Genomic DNA, 18,808 nt, shown 5'->3' with positions numbered 1-18,808 from the left:
CGGGCGCCCCGCTCACGTGATGGAGCCTCCCATGGTCACACTCGACCGCCCCGCCGCGCCGCCGCGCCGGTCCTCCCCCGCCATGCGCTGGCGCGCGCGTGTTCCCGGGTTCCTGATGAGCGCGCCCGCCGTGCTCGTCTTCCTCGCGATGTTCATCGTGCCGATGATCCTGGCCTTCGTGCTCAGCCTCACCAACTGGAACGGCTACAGCCTCAACTTCACCTTCATCGGGTTCGACAACTACACGCACGCGTTCCGCAACCCGCGCACCATCGATGCGGCTGTCTTCACCGCGGTGGTGGCGTTCTTCGGCACGATCGCCTGCAACGTGCTCGGACTCGCCGTCGCGGCGCTGATCTCCGGCCCGGGACGGGCCAACACCGTGTTCCGGACGATCTTCTTCTACCCGTACATCATCAGCGCGCTGATCATCGGCTTCCTCTGGGCCGCGATGCTCAGCCCGCAGGGTGCGGTCAACAGCGTGCTCGGTGCCGTCGGCCTCGGCCCGCTGCCGTTCCTCACCGACATCGGGTTCGCCAAGGCGAGTGTGATCGCCACCATCGTGTGGTCGCACTTCGGGTTCAACATGATCCTCTACATCGCCGGCATCAAGTCGGTGCCGACGGAGTACTACGAGGCGGCCACCGTCGATGGAGCCAGCCCCTGGCAGCAGTTCCGGAACGTGACCGTGCCGCTGATCGCTCCCGTGCTCACGGTGAATCTCGTGCTCACCCTCGTCGGCCTGCTGAAGGTCTACGACGTGGTGCTCGCCCTCACAGACGGAGGTCCGGCCGCTGGAACGCAGACCATCGTGTTCCAGATCCTCAAGGACTCGTTCGCGAACGCCAAGCTGGGACTCGGCGCTGCCCAGTCCGTCGTCCTGCTCATCATCACCGCCGTGCTCGGGCTCGGCGTCACCCTCGCCCGCCGTGGCGCCGAGAAGAAGGTGGCCGACTGATGGCCCTGATCACTGACGGAACCCTGCCGCTCGTCGAGGAGCCGGCGGACACCCGCACGCTCACGACTCCCCCGCGCCGGCGTGGCCGTTCCGGCCCGCGACGGATCCGTCGCCCGCGCCTGCTCACCGTGCTCACCGGGATCGTGCTCTCCGTGCTCGCACTGGTGATGCTCGTGCCGATGTACATCATGATCATCAACGCGTTCAAGCCGCAGCAGGAGATCATCCGCAACCCCCTCGGGTTCTCCCTCGACACGCTCACTTTCGAGTACCTCTGGGCGGCGATCACCTCCGAGCGCTTCAATGTGGTGGCCGCCTACGGGATCACGCTGTTGTTCGTCGTGCTGGTCAACCTCTTCGGTATCCTGCTGTCCGCTCCGGTGGCGTACGTCATCGCTCGCGGACGGTCGAAATGGCACCTGGGTCTGCTCCTGCTGTTCGTCTCCGGTATGTTCATCCCCGGTCAGGTCACCCTGATCCCCGTGGTCTTCGTGCTGCGAGTGCTCGGTCTGATCAACACGATCCCGGGATTCCTGCTTTTCGAGACCGCCGCGACGCTGCCCATCACCATCTTCCTGTTCGCGGCGTATCTGCGAACCGTGCCGCGCGACATCGACGAAGCGGCAGCACTGGACGGCGCCGGCCGCATGCGCGCCTTCTGGCTCTGCATCTTCCCCATCATGCGCCCCGTGGTGGCCACGATCATGGTGCTCAACTCGATCAGCGTGTGGAACGACTTCGTCAGCCCGCAGATCATTCTGGGGCCGAGCTCGGGGCTGTACACGGTGACCACGGGCGTCTACTCCGCGGTCAGTCAGTACAGCACCTCGTACACCACGGTGTTCCCGACGCTGCTGCTGGCCATCGCACCCGCGGTGATCTTCTTCATCGTCATGCAGCGCCACATCATCGGCGGCCTCGTCGCCGGTGCCACGAAGGGATGACGCCTCGATGAGCCCCGAGACAAACACGATGCCGGATCAGGAGAAGCCCACGATGAGCGTCCTCACCTTCCCGCTCGCGCGGATTCCCGCCTGGGCGGTGCTGGAGCGGCGGCTGTTCGATGCCGTCGAAGAAGCGTGGCGGGTGTTCGATGCGCGTTTCTGCGACGCCGACGGACGAGTGCTGCGCACTCCGGAGTTCGACTCGCGTGACGGCGTGGACGATCTGTACGAGCCGTTCTTCAACTGGCCCACCTTCTACGCCCTCGGCGGCAGCGACGAGATCCTGGCGTCCGCCAAGCGCCACTGGGAGGGGGTGACCGCCCAGCTCACCGAAGGCGGCATGCTCACCGATGAGTACGAGAACGGCTATGACTGGTTCCACCAGGGTGAATCGCTCATCTTCCTCTACGCGCTGTGCGCTGCGGACCCTGACGATGCCGCCTTCGCCGAACGGGCCCGGAGGTTTGCGCAGCTGTACACCGATCCGCGCCACGGGAACTGGGACCCGGAGCTCAACATCATCCGCGCGCCGCACAACGGGGCGCTCGGCCCCCTGCCGGGGCTCGGGCCGCAATGGCAGGCGTACCGCGCTGATCAACCCGAGATGCGCAAGTACGGTCTTCCGCTGGATTCGCTGCCCGGCATCCGTTCCTGGGACGACCTCGCCGACGAGGAGAACGCCCGGCGGATGGGCCAGGAGATGCAGCGGCGCGCGGCGGGCGATGTCGCAGTGAACCTGGCTGCGACCACCCTCGCGGTGAACCGGTGGCTGTACGACGGGGACGAGGCCACCGCGCGGTGGGTGATCGGCTACATCGACGGCTGGCGTCGCCGTGCCGCCGACAACGACGGCCTCATCCCGGACAACGTCGCCCCCGATGGTCGCGTCGGCGGCCTGCACGACGGCGCCTGGCACGGCGGCCACTACGGCTGGACCTGGCCGCACGGACTCGAGACGATCGGCATGGCCACCGTGATCGCCGCGATCAACCACGCCATCGTCTCCGGGTCCACCGACGCCCTCGACCTCGCCCGTGCGAGCCTCGACGCCCCGATGTCGCACGCGGCCTCCGGCCCAGTGGAAGAGTCCGGTTTCAGCCTCGCCGGCGGCTGGAGCGAGCGATACGGCGAGTACGCCGATCGTCCCGGCATGCTCGTCCCGCACCGCTACGGCCGGGACGGATGGTTCGACTACGGTCCTCCCCGGCTGGATCTGCCCCTCTGGCTGTGGTGGTTCAGCCGCGACGAGTCCGATCTCGCGCGACTGCGCACCCTGCTGGACGGGCTCCCCCACGACCCGGCCGAGGTGATCGCGTTCCGCGACAAGGCCGAAGCCGGACACGAAGCCGCCTGGGTGAGCTTCCTGCTCGGTGAGGCACCGGACTATCCCGTGCACGCACTGGAGATGGCACTGGGCCAGGTCGCCCGACGAGTCGCCCTGATGACGGACGCCGATGTGGACCCGAGAACCGTGCATCTGCACTTCTGGCAGCGGGTGAACCCGGTGGTGACCGAGGTGCTCTCGCACCTGGTTTCGGGTGCTCCACAGATCCTCTACAACGGCGGACTTCCGCTGACGGCGCTGCGTTACCGGGACGAGGATCGGCACCGGCCCGGGCTTCCCGCCGATGTCGCCGCGCTGGTCACACGTCTGGGTGACGGCGAGGTGGATGTGGAGCTGGTCAACCTCTCGCAGATCGCTACGCGCCGCGTGCGCGTCATCGCCTCGTCGTTCGCCCTTCAGCGGATCACCGCCGTGCGTTCGGCGGGCGTGGCCCACGGCACGTACCCGGGCCGGAGCGAGGCATACGCGTCCCCGAGGGACCCGAGCATCACACGCTCCAGCGAGGTCACCGACGGAACCGTCGTGGTGGAGCTCCCACCCGCACACGCCGCCCGCCTCACCCTCACCGTCGAACCGGAGACGGTTCGCCCCCACCACGACGGGCGCGCCGACGCGCCCGCAACAAAGGAATGATCATGACCGACACCGCCGCCCTCATCCGCCCCGAGTTCCAGCTTCCCGTTCGCGGGCCCGAGTTCCAGCGCGCGGATGCCGACACTCTGGCGTCCCTGGAGCGGGTCTCGGCCGCCACCGCATGCGCAAAGCTGCACGGTCTCGGCATCCGGCACTCGTTCGTCGAAGGGCCCCGCCCGCTGCGCACCGGTCAGCGGATCGTCGGCAACGCCGTGACGCTCCAGTTCATGCCCCAGCGCGAGGATCTCGCCTCGGGCCTCGGTCAGGAGTACGTCGAGAAGCACACCGCGCTGTGGAAGGTGCTGGAGAGCATCCAGCCTGACGATGTGCTCGTGGTCCAGGCCTACGGCAGCGCGCACTCCGGGTGCGTGGGCGACATCCTGGCGCGCTACTTCCAGCGCCGGGGAGGCGTGGGAATGGTGGTGGACGGGCGTATCCGGGACTCCGGGAAGATCGCCGACATCGGACTTCCCGTGTGGTCAACGGGTGTCACCCCCCACTACGCCTCCCAGTCGGAGCTGTTCCCGTGGGCGTTCGATGTGCCCGTGGCCGTCGGCGGGGTGCTGTGCCTGCCCGGCGACGTCGTGGTCGCCGACGACGACGGCGCAGTGATCGTGCCGCAGGCGATGGTGTCTGCCGTCGCCGAGGACGCGGTGGATCACGAGGAGTGGGAGAGCTTCAGCCGCATGCGCCTCGACGAGGGCGCACGCCTGAGTGACTACTACCCCCTCACCCCCGACAGCCGTCAGGAGTACGAGACATGGCGTTCCGCCCAGCGCTGATGCCGCTGCGCACCGAGGCCGACGACGCCACCGTCGTCGGCCTCGGCTGCGCGCCGTTCGGCAACCTCTTCTCCACGGTGGATGACCAGCAGTGCGACGCCACCGTGGCGCGCGCGCTCGATCGCGGAGTCCGGTTCTTCGACACCGCGCCACACTACGGTGCCGGGGAGAGCGAGCGCCGCCTCGGGCACGCGCTCGCGGGAGTTCCCCGCGATCGGGTCTGCATCGCCACGAAAGTGGGCCGCGAGATCCTCACCGCCGATGGCGAACCGGCACCCCTGGGCACCGTCGGCGCGTCGACGGGCCCGGATCTCAGTGCCGACGGCATCCTGCGCAGCCTCGAGGGCAGCCTCCGCCGGCTCGGCACTGACCGGATCGATCTGCTGTACCTCCACGACCCCGCGGACGTCGACGCGGCTCTGCGCACGGCCATGCCCGTGCTGGACCGGCTTCGTGCGGAGGGGGTGGTCCGCGCGATCGGTGTGGGCATGGTGTGGCCGGACCCGCTCACCCGGTTCGTCCGCGAGAGCGATCCGGACGTGATCATGATCGCCGGCCGGACGACGCTGCTCGACCACAGCGGGCAGCGCGAGCTGCTGCCCGCTGCGCGTGAGCGCGGGATCGGTGTGATCGCGGCGGGGGTGTTCAACTCCGGGATCCTGGTCGATCCGGTCGGCTCACCGTACTTCGACTACCGGGAGGCTCCCGCACCGATGCAGGAGCGGGCGCGCCGGATGGCCGCGCTCGCCGCGGACGCCGGCGTGAGCATCGCCGACGCAGCGGTGCAGTACGCCCTGCGCCTCGACGGCGTCGACGCCGTAGTCGTGGGGGCACGGACCCCGCACGAGGTGGACGCCTTCGTCCGCAACAGCGAAGCCGCTGTGCCGGATCCGCTCTGGGAGCAGATCTCCCGTGTCTGACGCCGCCGTGCCCCCTCGCCATTCCCCTGCAGCGCACCTGGATGCGCACGTCCATCTCTGGGATGTCGATGAGGTGCCCCTTCCCTGGTTCCGGGCAGAACTGGGGCTTGCGCGCCGGGTCCTCGCCGCGGATCTCGAACGCGCCGACGTCACCGGCACGGGGGCGGTGGCGGTCCAGGCGGCCAACACCCTGCGGGAGTTCACCTGGCTGGAGGACGAGGCCGCGACCGCCACGCGCCCGATGCGCCTCGTCGGCCAGTACGAACCCGGCCCGGACGGCTGGGCGGGGGTCCTGCAGCCGCGATGGCGCCGGCTCGCCGGCGTACGGCTCGCGGCGACTTCGGCGCGCAGCGATCTGTCCGATGTGCCCGGCGTCGAGCCACTCGCAGAGGGCCTGGCAGAACATGGTCTCGTGCTGGAGCTCCTGCTTCGACCGGATCAGCTTCCCGCGGCCGCCGCGCTCGTCGCGCGTCACCCCGAGCTGCCGACGATCCTCTGCCACGTGGGGCTCGGCTTCGATGAGGCGGACACGAACTGGAATCGGGCCCTCGCCGACTACGCCTCCCACCCGAACGCGCATGCGAAGGTTTCTGGAGTGATCCGGCACGTCGGAGCCGGGCACACGGCCGACGAACGGCTGCGCGGAATCGTCGCGCACGCGCGACGGTGCTTCGGAGATCACCGTCTGCTGTTCGGCAGCGACTGGCCCATGTCCGCCCGGGTCGCTCCGCACGAGGTGATCGTCGCCGTGACGGCGCGGGCCTGGGGTGAGGACGCTGCGGACGCCGACGGGTTCTGGGGCGCTACCGCCCGGATGCTCTACGGGTTCTGAGGCGGCGCTCCCGCGACCATGCAGAGAAACGACGGGCCCGACCGCTTCGGTCAGTCCTGCGGATCGGGCCCTCCGGCGATCATGTCGCGCAGCGTCCCCGCGGCGTGCGCCCGAAACAGCGCGGCCGCCGCGTCAGGGTCGCCGGCGTCGAGCACCGCGAGCAGCTCGTCGTGCCAGTCGGCGACCATTCCCCAGTCGCCGACGAAATCCGGATCGCCCAGCAGATGCAGCGAGCGCAGGCTCGGTTCGATGATGTCCCACATCCGTGGCAGGTACACATTACGGCTGGCCTCGATCACCGCACGGTGGAAGGTGAAGTCGAGTTCGCGGAATCGGCCGAGCTCCCGCGCCTCGGCGGCGTCGTGCATCTGCGCGATCAGCCCCGATAGGTGCTCGCGGGTCTCAGAGCTCAGCCGTCCCGCCGTGAGGCGTCCGGCAAGCGTCTCCAGTTCGGCGCGGGCGACGCGCGCCTGCTCGATCTCCTCGTCCGAGTACGTCGCAACGAACGATCCCTGGTGGCGTACGTGGGAGACGAGGCCGTCGTGGGTCAGTCGCTTCAGAGCCTCGCGCACCGGCGCCTGGCTCACCTGCAGCTTCTTCGCGAGACCGGATTCGACCAGCTGCTCCCCCGGCGCCAGCGTTCCACCCTTGATCATCTGCTTGAGCAAGTCGTAGATCTGGTCGGAGAGCAGACCACGACGAATCTCGGGTACGGCGTCCAGGGCATCGGGCATGGCGTGATCCTATTACGGCAATCGACAATCGCTAACGAACAGGCTCAGTGTAATCGATTATCGGTAATACGGCGGTGTCTGTGGGAGGTCAGTGATCGGGAACCTCCCTGGACGCCGCGTAGTCCGGCGGAAGCATCGGCTCCGCACGGGTGTCCGCAGCCGGGTGCACGACCACCGCCTCCAGCTCTCCACCCCCGGTGAGCGTGACCGTGAGCGTCCGCGTCTCGCACACGGGCACACGATGAACGCGCCGCACGCCGATCGTGTGGCCCGACGCCAGCACCTCGCCCGCAACCGTGATGCGGTGGTGAAGCACCCGCTGCCCCTCCTCCAGACGCTCGCGCAACTCGACATGGCCGATCGCCACGCTCTCGGCGAGTTCCGCCTCCCACACCCCGTCACCTCGGTGGTGGAGGCGAGCCGGTACCGGCCGCCCGAACCGCAGGTCCAGCTCCGCGCGGTACTCCGCGAGTCGAGCCAGATCCGCCGCGTCGATACGCCCGCTTCGATCCGGCGGCAGGTTCAGGAGCAGGTTCGCGCCGAGCTGCACCGATGCCTGGTGAATAGCGAGAAGGTGGGCCACCGACTTCGGGCTCTCCTCCGGGTGCCAGAACCACCCGCGACGGATCGACACGTCGCACTCGGGCGGGAGATATCGCGGCACCGCGAGCGGGGCTTCGCCTGCCACGTACTGGCTGAGCGGCACGGCATCGGCCACATAGTTCACAGGATCAGTGGCCAGGCCGTCCTCGTTGCCCACCCAGCGGATGGTCGGTGCACCCATGTTGAACACCATCGCCTCCGGCTGATGCTCCGCCACCAGCCGCATGAACCGCGGCCAGTCATACGTGCGCCCCTCGGACCCAGCGCCGTCGAACCACACCTCGACGAGATCGCCGTAGCCGGTGAGCAGTTCCGTCAGCTGGGCGGCATACAGGTCGTCATAACGATCAGGATCCGCATACTCGGGCGCATGCCGATCCCACGGTGAGAGGTACACGCCGAAGCCGACCCCACGCTCACGGCAGGCATTCGCGAGTTCACCCACCACGTCTCCGGCGCCGCCGCGCCAGGGTGAGGATGCCACGGAGTAGTCGGTGGTGCTGGTGGGCCAGAGGCAGAACCCGTCGTGGTGCTTCGCCGTGAGCACGACGTAGCGCGCCCCGGCGAGCTGGGCAGCGTCCAGCCACTGGCCGACATCCAGCTGCTCCGGCACGAAGGACGCCGCAGGCAGTGTGCCATCGCTCCATTCCCGGTCTCCGAAGGTGTTGACCCCGAAGTGGAAGAAGACGCCGCTCCCGGCGCGCTGCCACCGCAGCTGGGCTGCCGTGGGGCGCGGGATGTCGACGTCGTGCTGGGGAGATCCCGTTGTCATGATTCCTCCGCGCTGATCTGCACGGCGGCCACGCCGCCTGCCTCCATCCTCGCTTATGCCGGGAGTGAAGCCGCGGGGTTAGCACATCGTGATGCGCGGTGCCATCCCCTTCATGCTCGCTTCCCGCTTCGGCACCGTGGAGGGATGACGAGTCCAATGAGAGGAGAAGTCATGTCGAAACTGCAGGGAAAGCGCATCGCGTTCGTCGCGACCGACGGGTTCGAGGACAGTGAGCTCACCAGCCCGTGGGCGGCCGTCACCGCGGCGGGTGCCAGCGCCGTCATGCTCGCCCCGGCCGCAGGTTCCATCACCGGCAAGAACGGTCACGAGCAGCCGGTGGATCATGTGCTCGGTCAGGTGAGCGCGGATTCCTTCGACGCACTGGTGCTTCCGGGAGGGGTCGTGAACGCTGATCACCTCCGCATGGACAGCGAGGCGGTGGCGTTCGCTCGCGACATGTTTGCCGAGCACAAGCCGGCCGGCGTCATCTGCCACGGTGGCTGGCTGCTCGTCGAGGCCGGGGTCGTGGACGGACGGCGGATGACGAGCTATCCGAGTCTGCAGACTGATCTGCGCGATGCGGGTGCGGACTGGGTGGACGAGGAGGTCGTGGTGGACCAGGGGCTGGTCTCCAGCCGGACGCCGGATGATCTTCCCGCGTTCAACGCGAAGCTCGTCGAAGAGATCGGGGAGGGTGAGCATGAGCGCCAGCACGCCTGATCGCGAGGGGGGCGGGGCGATGGAGGACACATCCGGCCAGGCCCGCCCCGACCCGGCGACGGCCGTTCCCGACGAGCCGGAACAGGCTCACGTCCCCTACACCGGAATGCGGGAGATGCCGGCGAACGCGGACGCCAATCCCACGCCCACCACGACGCATTCCACGTGGGGTGCGGGTGAGCCCCGCCTGCTCGTCACCGATGAGACCGAGAGGTTCACGTTCGCCCTCACCGAGGACGAGGTGCGCATCGGAGCGGCGACGGGATGTGACCTGGTTCTTCCGGGGATCGACGCACTGCACGCCACGATCACCCACGACGACCGGGACGAATATGTCCTGGTCCTCCACGGCGCGGGCGAGATGAACGCCAATCCCGCGGCAGCCGCCACCGATGTGGCGGGCTCACCCCCGGGCGAACGCAGCGAGGTGCTCCGCACCGGGGCCCGGTTCACGGCCGGGCCCTGGCGGTTCGTGTTCATGCGGGCGGAGTTCGCCGATCACGGCCGGCCGTTCGGAGGTCGCGTGGGCGGTGAGCTGTCGGACCAGCCGCCCCAGCCCGCGCGCCCCGACTACAGCGACCGAGACAACCCGGAGTGGAGCGGACGGTGGGAGGTCCAGGACGATTGAGCTCTCCCCCTCCGCAACGGGATCCCTCGTCGGCAAAGGGTGATCAGCAGCCCGCAGGGCGTGGTGGCGACAGCGGCGGCGGCGTCCGCCGCGCTCTGCGGGCGGTGGGGCCCGGCATCGTCACGGGGGCCGCCGACGACGACCCTTCCGGAATCGCCACGTACGCGCAGTCCGGCGCCCTGTACGGCACCGGCCTGCTGTGGACCGTACCGCTCACCCTTCCCCTCATGATCGTCGTGCAGGAGGCCTGCGAGCGGATGACGCTGGCCACCGGGGATTCGTTCGGAGCACTGATCCGTCGCCGGTTCCAGCGCGGCGCCCGCACGTGGATCGCCGTACTGCTGGCTGCACTGCTGGTGGCCAACAGCGTCAATGCGGCGGCGGATCTCGTGGCCATCGGCGAAGGCATGAGCCTGCTCCACGCCGGTCCGGCGCCGCTGTGGTCGCTGATCGCGGGGGTGGTGATCGGCTTCGTGGTGGTGCGCGGCTCGTTCGCGTGGATCTCCCGCATCTTCAGATGGCTGTGCCTGGTGCTCTTCGCCTATGTCGGCGTCGTGATCGTGGCGTCGGTCGACTGGGGCGATGTCCTCGGCGGGCTGCTCGGTCGCGGCTTCGAGTGGGAGCCCCGGTATCTGGGTCTTGTGGTGGCGGTGCTCGGCACCACGATCAGCCCGTACATGTTCTTCTGGCAGACCGAGGAACGCGAAGAGATGCTGGGCTCGGACGCACGATCTCGCGGACGCGGACAGCGCAGGGGATCCGCGAAGCCGCTGACCCTCGACGACCAGTCACCGGCCGGAGCACGCCGGGCACTCTGGCTCGGCCGGATCGACGTCATCATCGGCATGCTCTTCTCGGTCGCCATCATGTTCGCCATCGTGGTCTCGGCAGCCGCGACGCTGGGCGTGCACCATCAGAAGGTCGACTCGGCCCAGGCCGCGGCCAGCGCGCTGCAGCCCATTGCGGGAGACTTCGCCTTCGCCCTGTTCGCGATCGGCTTCATCGGATCCGGGATGCTCGCCGTCCCCGTACTGGCCGATTCCGGCGCCGCGGGCTTCGCTGCGCTCCTCGGCAGGCCGTGGAGCCTGGACCGCTAGCCACACCAGGCGCGCACCTTCTACGCCCTTCTGCTGGTGGGTCTGACCGTCGCGGTCGCGCTCTCGGTGATCGGGGTGGATCCCATTGGATTGCTTGTGCTGTCCGCCATCATCAACGGCATCGCCGCGGGTCCGTTCATCATCGTGCTGATGCTCATCACCGGCGATCGGCGGCTGATGGGCGAGCATCGCAACGGGTGGGCGGCCCGGGTCCTCGGCTGGGGCACGGCGGTGATCATGTGCGCGGCGGGCGCCTTCGGGATCATATCCCTGGTGCTGGGACGGTGATGTCGCCGATCCGGAGGGCGATGTGGGCCCGTGTCAACCCTGTGGCGGCGCACATGTGGCGGCATGACGCTGAGATGAACGGAAGGAAGCACATCATGAGCGAGATCTACGACGAAGGCCTGCTGCCTCCGAACGTTCACCCCTCCCGCACGGACCGGAGACAAGCCGGCGAGGCCGACACCGACGCCGACACCGACACGGCGACCAACACCAACACCAACACCGGAACCGACACCAACACCAGCACCAGCACCAACACCAACACCAGCACCAACACCAACACCAACACCAACACCGACACGGCGACCGACACCAACACCGACACCAACACCGGGGCCGATACCAACACCGGGAGCGTGAGGGATGTCGCAGACCAGGGGTTGCTCCCCCCGAACGTCAAGCCCTCACGCACCGATCGGACGGCGGACGACGACAGCGGCGGCGGGCAATCACCCCCGCCCGAGGCGGACACCGATGATCAGCTGCCCGGAACGGACGACGGCCTGCACGGCGAGGCCGGCAGTGAGCGGGAGGCCGAGCCCAGCCGGAGTGATCCGCTGCGTAACCCCGCTCCCCACCCGGAGGAGGTCCCCGAGCGCGATCCCGGCATCGCGCCGCCGACCGCACCGGAGCGGGCGCCGGCTCCCGAAGAGGATCCGGACGTGCCGCCGCTCACGGACCCCGAGTTCGACTTCCGCGACCCCCAACGGCCCCAGGGCACCCCGATGTGACCCAGGAACCCACGCCCGAGGGCACCCCGAACCGACGCAGCAAGCCACGCCCGAGGGCAGCCCGACCCGACCCAGGATTCCAGGAACCGACGCCCTGGTTCACTCCGCGGGTGCGGGATACGGGTGCCCGCGCAGGAGGCGGGCCAGATGCATCGCGTTCGCCGCCGCGGTCTGCGCCGCCGAACGGACACTCTCCGGCACGGTGTCGAGAGCGATGAAGTCCGTCTTGCCCATGGCCTCGCCGTTCCAGTAGACACCGCTCTGGGCCGGAATCGTGAAGCCGACGTCTCCCAGCGTCTGGGCCAGGATCCCGACGATGTGATGCGCTCCGTCCTCGTTTCCGACCACCACCGGGATGGCGACACGGTCGTAGAGGCTCGGCCGGCCCCGTTCGTCGGTCTGCGAGAGTTCGGCATCGAGGCGCTCGATCACGCGCTGTGCCACGCTGGAGTGCTGACCCACCCAGGTCGGCGTCGCGAACACGAGGATGCTCGCGTCCAGCACCTGCCGCAGCAGCGCCGGCCACCCGTCGCCGGGGCCCATGTCACGCTCGACGCCGGCCTGCACACTGTGATCCACCACGCGCACCGTGTCGACATCACACCCGAGGTCGGACAGGGCGCCGGAGACGAGTCCGGCCAGTGCCCCCGTGCTCGACTCCGCTGGTGCGGGCTTCAGCGTGCAGTTGAGTACCAGTACGGTCATTCGCTCAGTCATACCGGCACGGTAGGCAGGCTGCCGCCGCCGGATCACGGGGGTGGCGCGACGGCCCGGAACGCGCTAGGCGACCTCGCGCACGGTCCGGACGCGTGTCAGAGGGGTCCGTCCGGATGGATGCTGCGCGTCTCCGATCGGCGGGAGCGACCCCGCCAGCGCCACCGCGGCGGCGGCAGCATCTTGAACACCGCCAGACAGACGTACACGACGGTGTTCACAGCGACGAATCCGGCGAGCACCGCGAACCACGGGCTGTTCAGCACGGCTTCGGGAAGCAGGACTCCCGCCGGCATGGTTCCTCCCGCCGCGAAAACGCTCATGCCGTCGCCTCCGCATCGGCGCGGCCGGCGGGCTGCTGGAGATGCGACCAGGTCGCTTCCCGTCCGAATGCCATGTCGATCACGCCTTTCACGAAAACCACGTCGCAGAAGAAGTCGTACACCAGCTCGGGGATCACCAGCGCAGCAAGCAGGCGAGCACGCCAGCCGCCGCTCCACACCGTGACCACACGTTCGATCATGAACACGAGTCCGATGGCGATCCAGAACGTGAACCACACCCACTGATCCAGCGCGAGCAGCATCGTGATGATCAGCGCGAAGTACGAGGTGAGCGCGATCACCGAGTACCCGATTCCGATCTGCTGCGACCAGTAGCGCACCGTCGTCGGCGTCAGCCCGTACTCCCCCAGGTTCTCCAGCGCACCACGCTGCCACCGCAGCCGCTGCTTCCACAGCATCCGCCACGTCGGCATCAGCTCCGTCACCACCACGCACTCCGGCGGCGAGACGATGAGCCCGCCGAGGCTCTTGATCGCGATAGTGATCTCGTTGTCCTCGGTGAGCGCCACGGTGTCGTAGACCTCCCCCGCGTTGCCCGGGATCAGCACCCCGCGCGCATCGGCGACGGCGCGCAAGGCCGGGGCCCGAAACACGCTGGCCGTGCCGGTGAGAACGAAAACCTTGCCGCGGCGGCGACGGATCTCCCGGGAGTAGCGGGTGAACTCGTTGCGCTGGAATTGTCCCAGCATGCCATGTCCCGGCTCTCCGAGGAACAGTCCACCCACAGCCATCAGCGCGCGGTCCGCGGTCATCCGCCGTCGCGCCACGCGCAGGAACCGGGTGGTGGCGAAGCGGGTGTCGGCGTCCATCACGAGAACGCCGTCGTTGTTGCCGAGCTGGGGCAGGAGCTCACCGAGCGCCTGGTTCAGCGCTCCGGCCTTCTTCCGGGTGTTGCCGACGGTCTCGAACACCTCGACTCCCGCACCACGGGCGAGAGCTACCGTGTCATCGGTGCAGTTGTCCGCGATGACGATGATCCGCTCGGGAGGCGTGGTCTGCGCGCGCAGCGAGGCGAGGGTGGCCGGGAGGTTGTCGGCCTCGTTGTGTGCCGGGATCAGTGCGGTGATGGTGACCGGACCGTCGAAGACGCCACGCGTCGCGGCCATGATGCGCCGAGGCGCCAGCGGGCGCGCGTCGATGTGCGGTGGCGTGCGCCGGGACCGGCGGGTGACGTGCAGCTCGTAGAGCACGACGGCTGCAGCCGCGGCAGATGCGAAGAGAACGGCACCGATCAGGAGTCCGATGGCCGGGCCATCGGCATCGTACCGGAACTCGAATCCGAGCAGGTTGCCCTCCCGGGGATCCCACACCGGGCGGGGCGCGGTGAGGGCTATCACCGCGATCAGGAGCGCCGCCGCCAGCAGGGTGATCGCAATCACGATGACGCCCGCAAGGCGCCCGGTGCGCGTCAGCCCGGGACGCCGGATAGATCTGTGGCCGGACACAGCAAATCTCCCCTCCTCTGATTCAGGACGCGTGCCGGCCACGAACGACACCACGTGGATCGGGACCACCGGCGACGCGCTCGTGAACGGTGCCGGTGGACGGGGGCCCACCGGCAGTCACGTCACTGCTGCATCTTCTATTACACGGTGCTGCGGGGCCGGATCGGGCACTCTGTCCTGTGAATCTCATTGGGACGCCGCCGGAGAGCCCTGTCCTCAGGCGATCGGCGCCGGTCGCCCGAAGAGATATCCCTGGGCGTACTCGGCCCCGAGATCGCGAGCCAGCGCTGCCTGCCGCGGGGTCTCGACACCCTCCACGAGGAGGCGGGCGCCGACGGCGCGTGCCGCATCGCAGAGCCGCGCCGCGAGCGCCTGCGTGGCGACGTCGTCCTCGTACGTGGCCACGATGAGCCGATCGAGCTTCACGATGTCGGGGCGCAGTTCCTGGATCCGCTCGACCGTCGAGTGTGCGGCACCGGCGTCGTCCAGCAGCAGGAGACAGCCGAGCGCGGTGCTGATGCGGCGCGCGGCGGCACAGGCGGCGGGGGCGGACAGCTCGCTGAGCTCGAGCCCCCAGCGCAGGCGGCGGTCGAAGGCCACCCGCTCGTTCTCCAGGGCATCGAAGGTGGGTCCGGACGCGTTGCAGGTGATCAGCCATCCGTCGGGGATCGCCGCCGCTGCGCGCCGGATGTCGGCCAGCAACGAGAGCTCCAGTTCCACGAGGGTTCCTCGTGCGCGCGCCTGCGCGAGATGTTCCTCGGGCGTGCGCCCATCCGCGAAGCGCGACAGGGCCTCGACGCCCGCCACGCTCTCGTCACGGAGGTCGACGATGGGCTGGAACACAACCGCCACGTGCGCCTCCCGCCTCTGTTGGCCGTGCTCACTCTATTGCGTCTACTGCATGCTGCATATCCGCAACGGCGCCGGCCTCGGCATCCGCGTCGCAACTCGCGTCATAAAACGCGCACTCCCCCGTCTCTCTGGTGAGCCCCTGCACCGAGCACCCGGTGCGGGCGGGAAGACGAGGCCGCGAAAGGAGGAGAGATGACGGGTGACCGATCGGCCGCCGCACAGCGCGCGAGCCGTTCGCTGCGCGCTCGGCTCAGCGGGGAAGAACGCGCCTACGCCTTCGCCACCGGCGCTCTCGCCGGCGCGCTGGTGCTGAGCGCCCTCGCGCACATCGTGCTGGAGGAGCCGCAGCCGACGCTGGACCTCCTCGTCTACACCGGAGCCCGCATCCTCCTCGGCGCAGTCGTGGTGATCGCCGCCGTCGTGCTCCGTGAACGCCTCCCCGCCTGGGTGGGGATGACCGCCGCTCTCCTTCCCGCCGTCATGCTCGCTGTGTTCGCCGTCTTCGGCACCGACACCGCTCACACTCTGCTCTGCCTGCAGGAGTTCCCGCTCGTCGCGCTCTACCTGGGCTGGTTCTCGCCGCCCTGGCTCGCGCGCCTGATCGTGTATCCCGCGGTGGCCGCGACCGTCGGTGCAGCCGCGGCTCGCGGGCTCCCGCCGGAAGGTGGCGTGCTCACCCCCATCGCCGTCGCGGAGTTCACGATCTTCTCGGTGCTGTGTCTCGTGGTCGGCATCCGCGGCTCGGCGTACTACCGCCACCGGGTCGACGGCGACCAGCTCACCGGTGTCCTCAACCGGCGGGGTCTGCGTCGCGTGGGCGGGGACCAGGTGCGCCGGGCACACCGTCGCGACGAATCGCTCACGGTGGTGCTCGTGGACGCCGACCGTCTGAAGGCCGTCAACGACGCCGCGGGCCACCACGCCGGTGACACGGCGCTGCAGGCGCTGGCCCACCATCTCGGTGCTGCCATCCGCGATACGGACGTGGTCGGCCGGCTCGGCGGAGACGAATTCGTCGTGATGCTGACCGGGACCGATGCACGCACGGCACGCAGCATCATGGCCCGCGTGCGCCGCACGTCACCGGTCCCGTTCAGCTATGGCATCGCCGAGCGCTCCCCGGAGGACGACCTGGATACCCTCATCCGCCGTGCCGACGAGCGGATGTACGACTACAAGTCCTGACTCGTACAAGTCCTGACTCGGACGCGTCCTCGCCATCGCGCCGACAAGCAGATCACGACGCCGCGCCCTCACTCGGGCGCGCCCCCTCCAGACGGGCTCACCGCGCTGGACGCCCCGGATCCCGTCACGCGTGCGCCGACGAACGGACGCGACGTCACTTCCTGACAGCTCTGAGCTTCTCTCCGGCACACTCAGCTCTGCGCGCCGTCCGTCCAGCGAAAGCGTCCGCCGTGCGCGGCGAACTCGGCGTTCACCTCGGCTCGCAGCTCAGGGTCGGCGAGGAAGTCCGCCGCCGTCACCGCGAGCGCCACGGCCGCATCGGACAGGGCGGCGAAGGACGCCGGCCGAATGGTGTGGGCGGCGAAGGCAGCGTTGTGCGGATGCACATCGTCAGGGCCGCCCAGTCCGATGGAGGGGTGAAGGGACGGCACATAGTGGCTGACGTTGCCCATGTCGGTGGACGCGCCACTCTGTGCCTGCACCACCGGGGAGACCGGCACCTCCCGGCCGCGTCCGCGTACGGCCTGCACCCACCGCCGGGTGAGCTCGCGGTTGTGCTGGAGCGGGAGGTACGGCGGCACGGGGTCAACGTCGATCTCGGCGATCGTGCCGGTCGCGAGCGCGGCGCCCTGCAGCGCGTCGACCACGCGATCGGTGAGGGCGCGCAGCGTCTCGATCTCTGCCGAGCGCACGTAGAACAATGCGCTGGCCTGCTCGGGCACGACGTTGGGCACTGCTCCGCCGTCGGTGATGATCCCGTGCACCCGGTCGATCGGAAGGATGTGCTGGCGGAGCTGCGCGACGCTCTGATACGCGGTCACGACGGCGTCGAGGGCGTTGCGGCCGAGCCATGGGGAAGCGGCCGCGTGCGCGGCGCGGCCACGGTAGGTGACGGCGACGCGACGGACACCGGTCGTGCGGGGCGCCAGGACGGGAGAGACCGCCGATCCTGCTCCCGGGTGCACCATTCCGGCAGCATCGACGTCGTCGAATCCGCCGGCGCGGAGGATGAGCTCTTTGCCACCGCCGTTCTCCTCGGCCGGCGTGCCGATCAGCGAGAGCCGGGCGCCGAGACGCTCGGCCACCGGCGCCGCAGCGAGGAACGCGCCCACGGCTGCAGCCGCGATGATGTTGTGCCCGCATGCGTGCCCGACGCCGGGAAGTGCATCGTATTCCGCGATCAGCGCGAAATGTGGCCCCTCCGATGAGCCGACGCTCGCCCGGAACGCAGTCGGCAGGCCGAATGCGCCGATCTCCGCGATGATGCCGTGCTGACGCAGCACGTCGGCGATACGGGCGACGGAGCGCCGTTCCGCGAAACCGATCTCGGGATCATCGTGCAGATCGATGGCGAGTTGCTGCAACACCGGTGCCGACTCGTCGAACCGCCGTGACAGCTCCGCCACGACGCCGTCCCCGGCGCCCGCGTGTGCCGACTGCTCGACGACGCTGACCGCCTCCACCGGTCGCGCGGTGCGCACGTGCCAGTCCAGGGCCGTCTGCAGCGCGTGCTCCGAGGTGCCGGCCCGTCGGGCGGACGCCGTCACCTCGTCCGCGGGTGCCAGCAGATCCGTATCGTGCAGGGTCACAGCACGACCTCGTCGCCCTGGGCGTTTCGCAGCGTGAGCCGGTAGGAGTCCGCATCGCCGGTCACGAGCGGAACAAGCGCATCGTCACCGAGGCCGAGGGCATCATGCACCGCGGACAGCGCCGCGTCGTCGGCCACCACTCGCTCGAAGCTCACCAGTTCGATCGTGGGGATATCGCTCAGACCGGGCTGCGGGGTGTTCCCCCACTCGATGAGGAACGGAACCGCGAAGTCCCCGCTTCCGCGCGTCAGGCGCCACTCCAGCAGTTCGCCGTCGGGCCGACGACGCGACAGGTCCCAGATCTCGCCCGGGTCGTAGCCGCGGGCGCGCGAGGACGCGACAGCCTGCTCGATGTCGTCGGGGTGCACGGCGTACGTGACGATGCGGGGTGCGTCCAGCCCGTCGATGCCGAACGTGGTCACCGGCCCCTCGTGCTCGACCTCCGGGTTCGGACCGATCAGCTCGATGTAGTGAGGAACGCGCTGGCCGTCGACGGTGAGCGCGACGAGGGCGTTCGCCGTGCCGGTCGGGTGGGCACCGCCCGGTGCGGCGGTCACCCCCGTGCGTTCTGCGAACCAGGCGATCACGCCGGCGAGGTCGGGACCCGCGATGACGATGTGGTCGAGCAGGGCTGGGGCGGCGTGGGCGGTACGTGTCATGACGGGCTCCTCTGAGGGGACGGCTTCGCAGAG

At 69.2% G+C, this 18,808-nt stretch carries 18 protein-coding genes and 1 pseudogene; 11 read left to right on the top strand and 8 right to left on the bottom strand.

Features of this window, described 5'->3' with window-relative positions; all coding sequences use genetic code 11:
* Window positions 1–31 precede the first annotated feature (31 nt).
* The 6 genes from ACIQJ5_RS06265 to ACIQJ5_RS06240 are packed head-to-tail and all read left to right on the top strand — an operon-like array spanning window position 32 to window position 6,414.
* The gene (locus ACIQJ5_RS06265; protein ID WP_231089835.1) at window positions 32–958 is read left to right on the top strand and encodes a carbohydrate ABC transporter permease; all 927 of its coding nucleotides are present in this window, start codon (window positions 32–34) and stop codon (window positions 956–958) included.
* On the top strand, window positions 958–1,902 hold the full coding sequence (locus tag ACIQJ5_RS06260; RefSeq protein WP_231089834.1) for a carbohydrate ABC transporter permease: 945 nt from the start codon (window positions 958–960) through the stop codon (window positions 1,900–1,902). Before ACIQJ5_RS06265 ends, ACIQJ5_RS06260 begins: the two co-directional genes overlap by 1 nt.
* 7 nt (window positions 1,903–1,909) lie before the next feature.
* On the top strand, window positions 1,910–3,880 hold the full coding sequence (locus ACIQJ5_RS06255; RefSeq protein WP_402841941.1) for a hypothetical protein: 1,971 nt from the start codon (window positions 1,910–1,912) through the stop codon (window positions 3,878–3,880).
* 2 nt (window positions 3,881–3,882) lie between these two features.
* On the top strand, window positions 3,883–4,662 hold the full coding sequence (locus ACIQJ5_RS06250; protein WP_231089832.1) for a ribonuclease activity regulator RraA: 780 nt from the start codon (window positions 3,883–3,885) through the stop codon (window positions 4,660–4,662).
* A complete protein-coding gene (locus tag ACIQJ5_RS06245; protein ID WP_402841938.1) occupies window positions 4,641–5,582 on the top strand; it encodes an aldo/keto reductase in 942 nt (313 codons plus the stop codon). The genes ACIQJ5_RS06250 and ACIQJ5_RS06245 overlap by 22 nt, the downstream gene beginning before the upstream one ends.
* Window positions 5,575–6,414, top strand: coding sequence for an amidohydrolase family protein (locus ACIQJ5_RS06240; RefSeq protein ID WP_402841935.1), 840 nt, complete (start codon window positions 5,575–5,577; stop codon window positions 6,412–6,414). Before ACIQJ5_RS06245 ends, ACIQJ5_RS06240 begins: the two co-directional genes overlap by 8 nt.
* Window positions 6,415–6,464: 50 nt before the next feature.
* Here the strand turns inward: ACIQJ5_RS06240 and ACIQJ5_RS06235 are convergent, their stop codons facing one another.
* Together ACIQJ5_RS06235 and ACIQJ5_RS06230 are read right to left on the bottom strand one after the other, a co-directional pair.
* Window positions 6,465–7,148, bottom strand: a complete 684-nt coding sequence (locus tag ACIQJ5_RS06235) for a GntR family transcriptional regulator (RefSeq protein ID WP_231089829.1) — start codon at window positions 7,146–7,148, stop codon at window positions 6,465–6,467.
* 88 nt (window positions 7,149–7,236) lie between these two features.
* Window positions 7,237–8,523: an alpha-L-fucosidase gene (locus ACIQJ5_RS06230; protein ID WP_402841932.1), complete on the bottom strand. Its 1,287-nt coding sequence runs from the start codon at window positions 8,521–8,523 to the stop codon at window positions 7,237–7,239.
* Between the two features lie 171 nt (window positions 8,524–8,694).
* On the opposite strand from ACIQJ5_RS06230, the gene ACIQJ5_RS06225 reads away from it, so the two are divergent.
* The 4 genes and pseudogenes from ACIQJ5_RS06225 to ACIQJ5_RS06210 all read left to right on the top strand — a co-directional run bounded on the left by ACIQJ5_RS06225 (window position 8,695) and on the right by ACIQJ5_RS06210 (window position 11,987).
* Window positions 8,695–9,243, top strand: coding sequence for a type 1 glutamine amidotransferase domain-containing protein (locus ACIQJ5_RS06225; RefSeq protein ID WP_402841929.1), 549 nt, complete (start codon window positions 8,695–8,697; stop codon window positions 9,241–9,243).
* Window positions 9,224–9,871: an FHA domain-containing protein gene (locus ACIQJ5_RS06220; protein WP_402841927.1), complete on the top strand. Its 648-nt coding sequence runs from the start codon at window positions 9,224–9,226 to the stop codon at window positions 9,869–9,871. The genes ACIQJ5_RS06225 and ACIQJ5_RS06220 overlap by 20 nt, the downstream gene beginning before the upstream one ends.
* Window positions 9,838–11,256, top strand: a pseudogene (locus tag ACIQJ5_RS06215) (Nramp family divalent metal transporter). Before ACIQJ5_RS06220 ends, ACIQJ5_RS06215 begins: the two are co-directional and overlap by 34 nt.
* A gap of 95 nt (window positions 11,257–11,351) precedes the next feature.
* The gene (locus tag ACIQJ5_RS06210; protein ID WP_402841925.1) at window positions 11,352–11,987 is read left to right on the top strand and encodes a hypothetical protein; all 636 of its coding nucleotides are present in this window, start codon (window positions 11,352–11,354) and stop codon (window positions 11,985–11,987) included.
* Window positions 11,988–12,086: 99 nt separating this feature from the next.
* Here the strand turns inward: ACIQJ5_RS06210 and ACIQJ5_RS06205 are convergent, their stop codons facing one another.
* From ACIQJ5_RS06205 to ACIQJ5_RS06190, 4 genes are all read right to left on the bottom strand, one after another.
* The gene (locus tag ACIQJ5_RS06205) at window positions 12,087–12,704 is read right to left on the bottom strand and encodes a flavodoxin family protein (protein WP_231089823.1); all 618 of its coding nucleotides are present in this window, start codon (window positions 12,702–12,704) and stop codon (window positions 12,087–12,089) included.
* A 95-nt stretch (window positions 12,705–12,799) separates the two neighbouring features.
* A complete protein-coding gene (locus ACIQJ5_RS06200) occupies window positions 12,800–13,024 on the bottom strand; it encodes a hypothetical protein (protein ID WP_231089822.1) in 225 nt (74 codons plus the stop codon).
* On the bottom strand, window positions 13,021–14,424 hold the full coding sequence (locus ACIQJ5_RS06195) for a glycosyltransferase family 2 protein (RefSeq protein ID WP_402841920.1): 1,404 nt from the start codon (window positions 14,422–14,424) through the stop codon (window positions 13,021–13,023). The genes ACIQJ5_RS06200 and ACIQJ5_RS06195 overlap by 4 nt, the downstream gene beginning before the upstream one ends.
* A gap of 282 nt (window positions 14,425–14,706) precedes the next feature.
* The gene (locus ACIQJ5_RS06190; protein WP_402841917.1) at window positions 14,707–15,342 is read right to left on the bottom strand and encodes an EAL domain-containing protein; all 636 of its coding nucleotides are present in this window, start codon (window positions 15,340–15,342) and stop codon (window positions 14,707–14,709) included.
* 192 nt (window positions 15,343–15,534) lie between these two features.
* Between ACIQJ5_RS06190 and ACIQJ5_RS06185 the strand changes: the two genes are divergently transcribed.
* A complete protein-coding gene (locus ACIQJ5_RS06185; protein WP_402841915.1) occupies window positions 15,535–16,527 on the top strand; it encodes a diguanylate cyclase domain-containing protein in 993 nt (330 codons plus the stop codon).
* 191 nt (window positions 16,528–16,718) lie between these two features.
* Here the strand turns inward: ACIQJ5_RS06185 and ACIQJ5_RS06180 are convergent, their stop codons facing one another.
* Together ACIQJ5_RS06180 and ACIQJ5_RS06175 are read right to left on the bottom strand one after the other, a co-directional pair.
* Window positions 16,719–18,116, bottom strand: coding sequence for an amidohydrolase (locus ACIQJ5_RS06180; protein ID WP_402841913.1), 1,398 nt, complete (start codon window positions 18,114–18,116; stop codon window positions 16,719–16,721).
* Window positions 18,113–18,775, bottom strand: coding sequence for a VOC family protein (locus tag ACIQJ5_RS06175; protein ID WP_402841910.1), 663 nt, complete (start codon window positions 18,773–18,775; stop codon window positions 18,113–18,115). Before ACIQJ5_RS06175 ends, ACIQJ5_RS06180 begins: the two co-directional genes overlap by 4 nt.
* Window positions 18,776–18,808: the final 33 nt, after the last annotated feature.

Source organism: Microbacterium sp. GXS0129 (genome assembly GCF_044769785.1).
GTDB lineage: Bacteria > Actinomycetota > Actinomycetes > Actinomycetales > Microbacteriaceae > Microbacterium > Microbacterium nymphoidis.
This window is presented reverse-complemented; position numbering and strand designations above follow the sequence as displayed.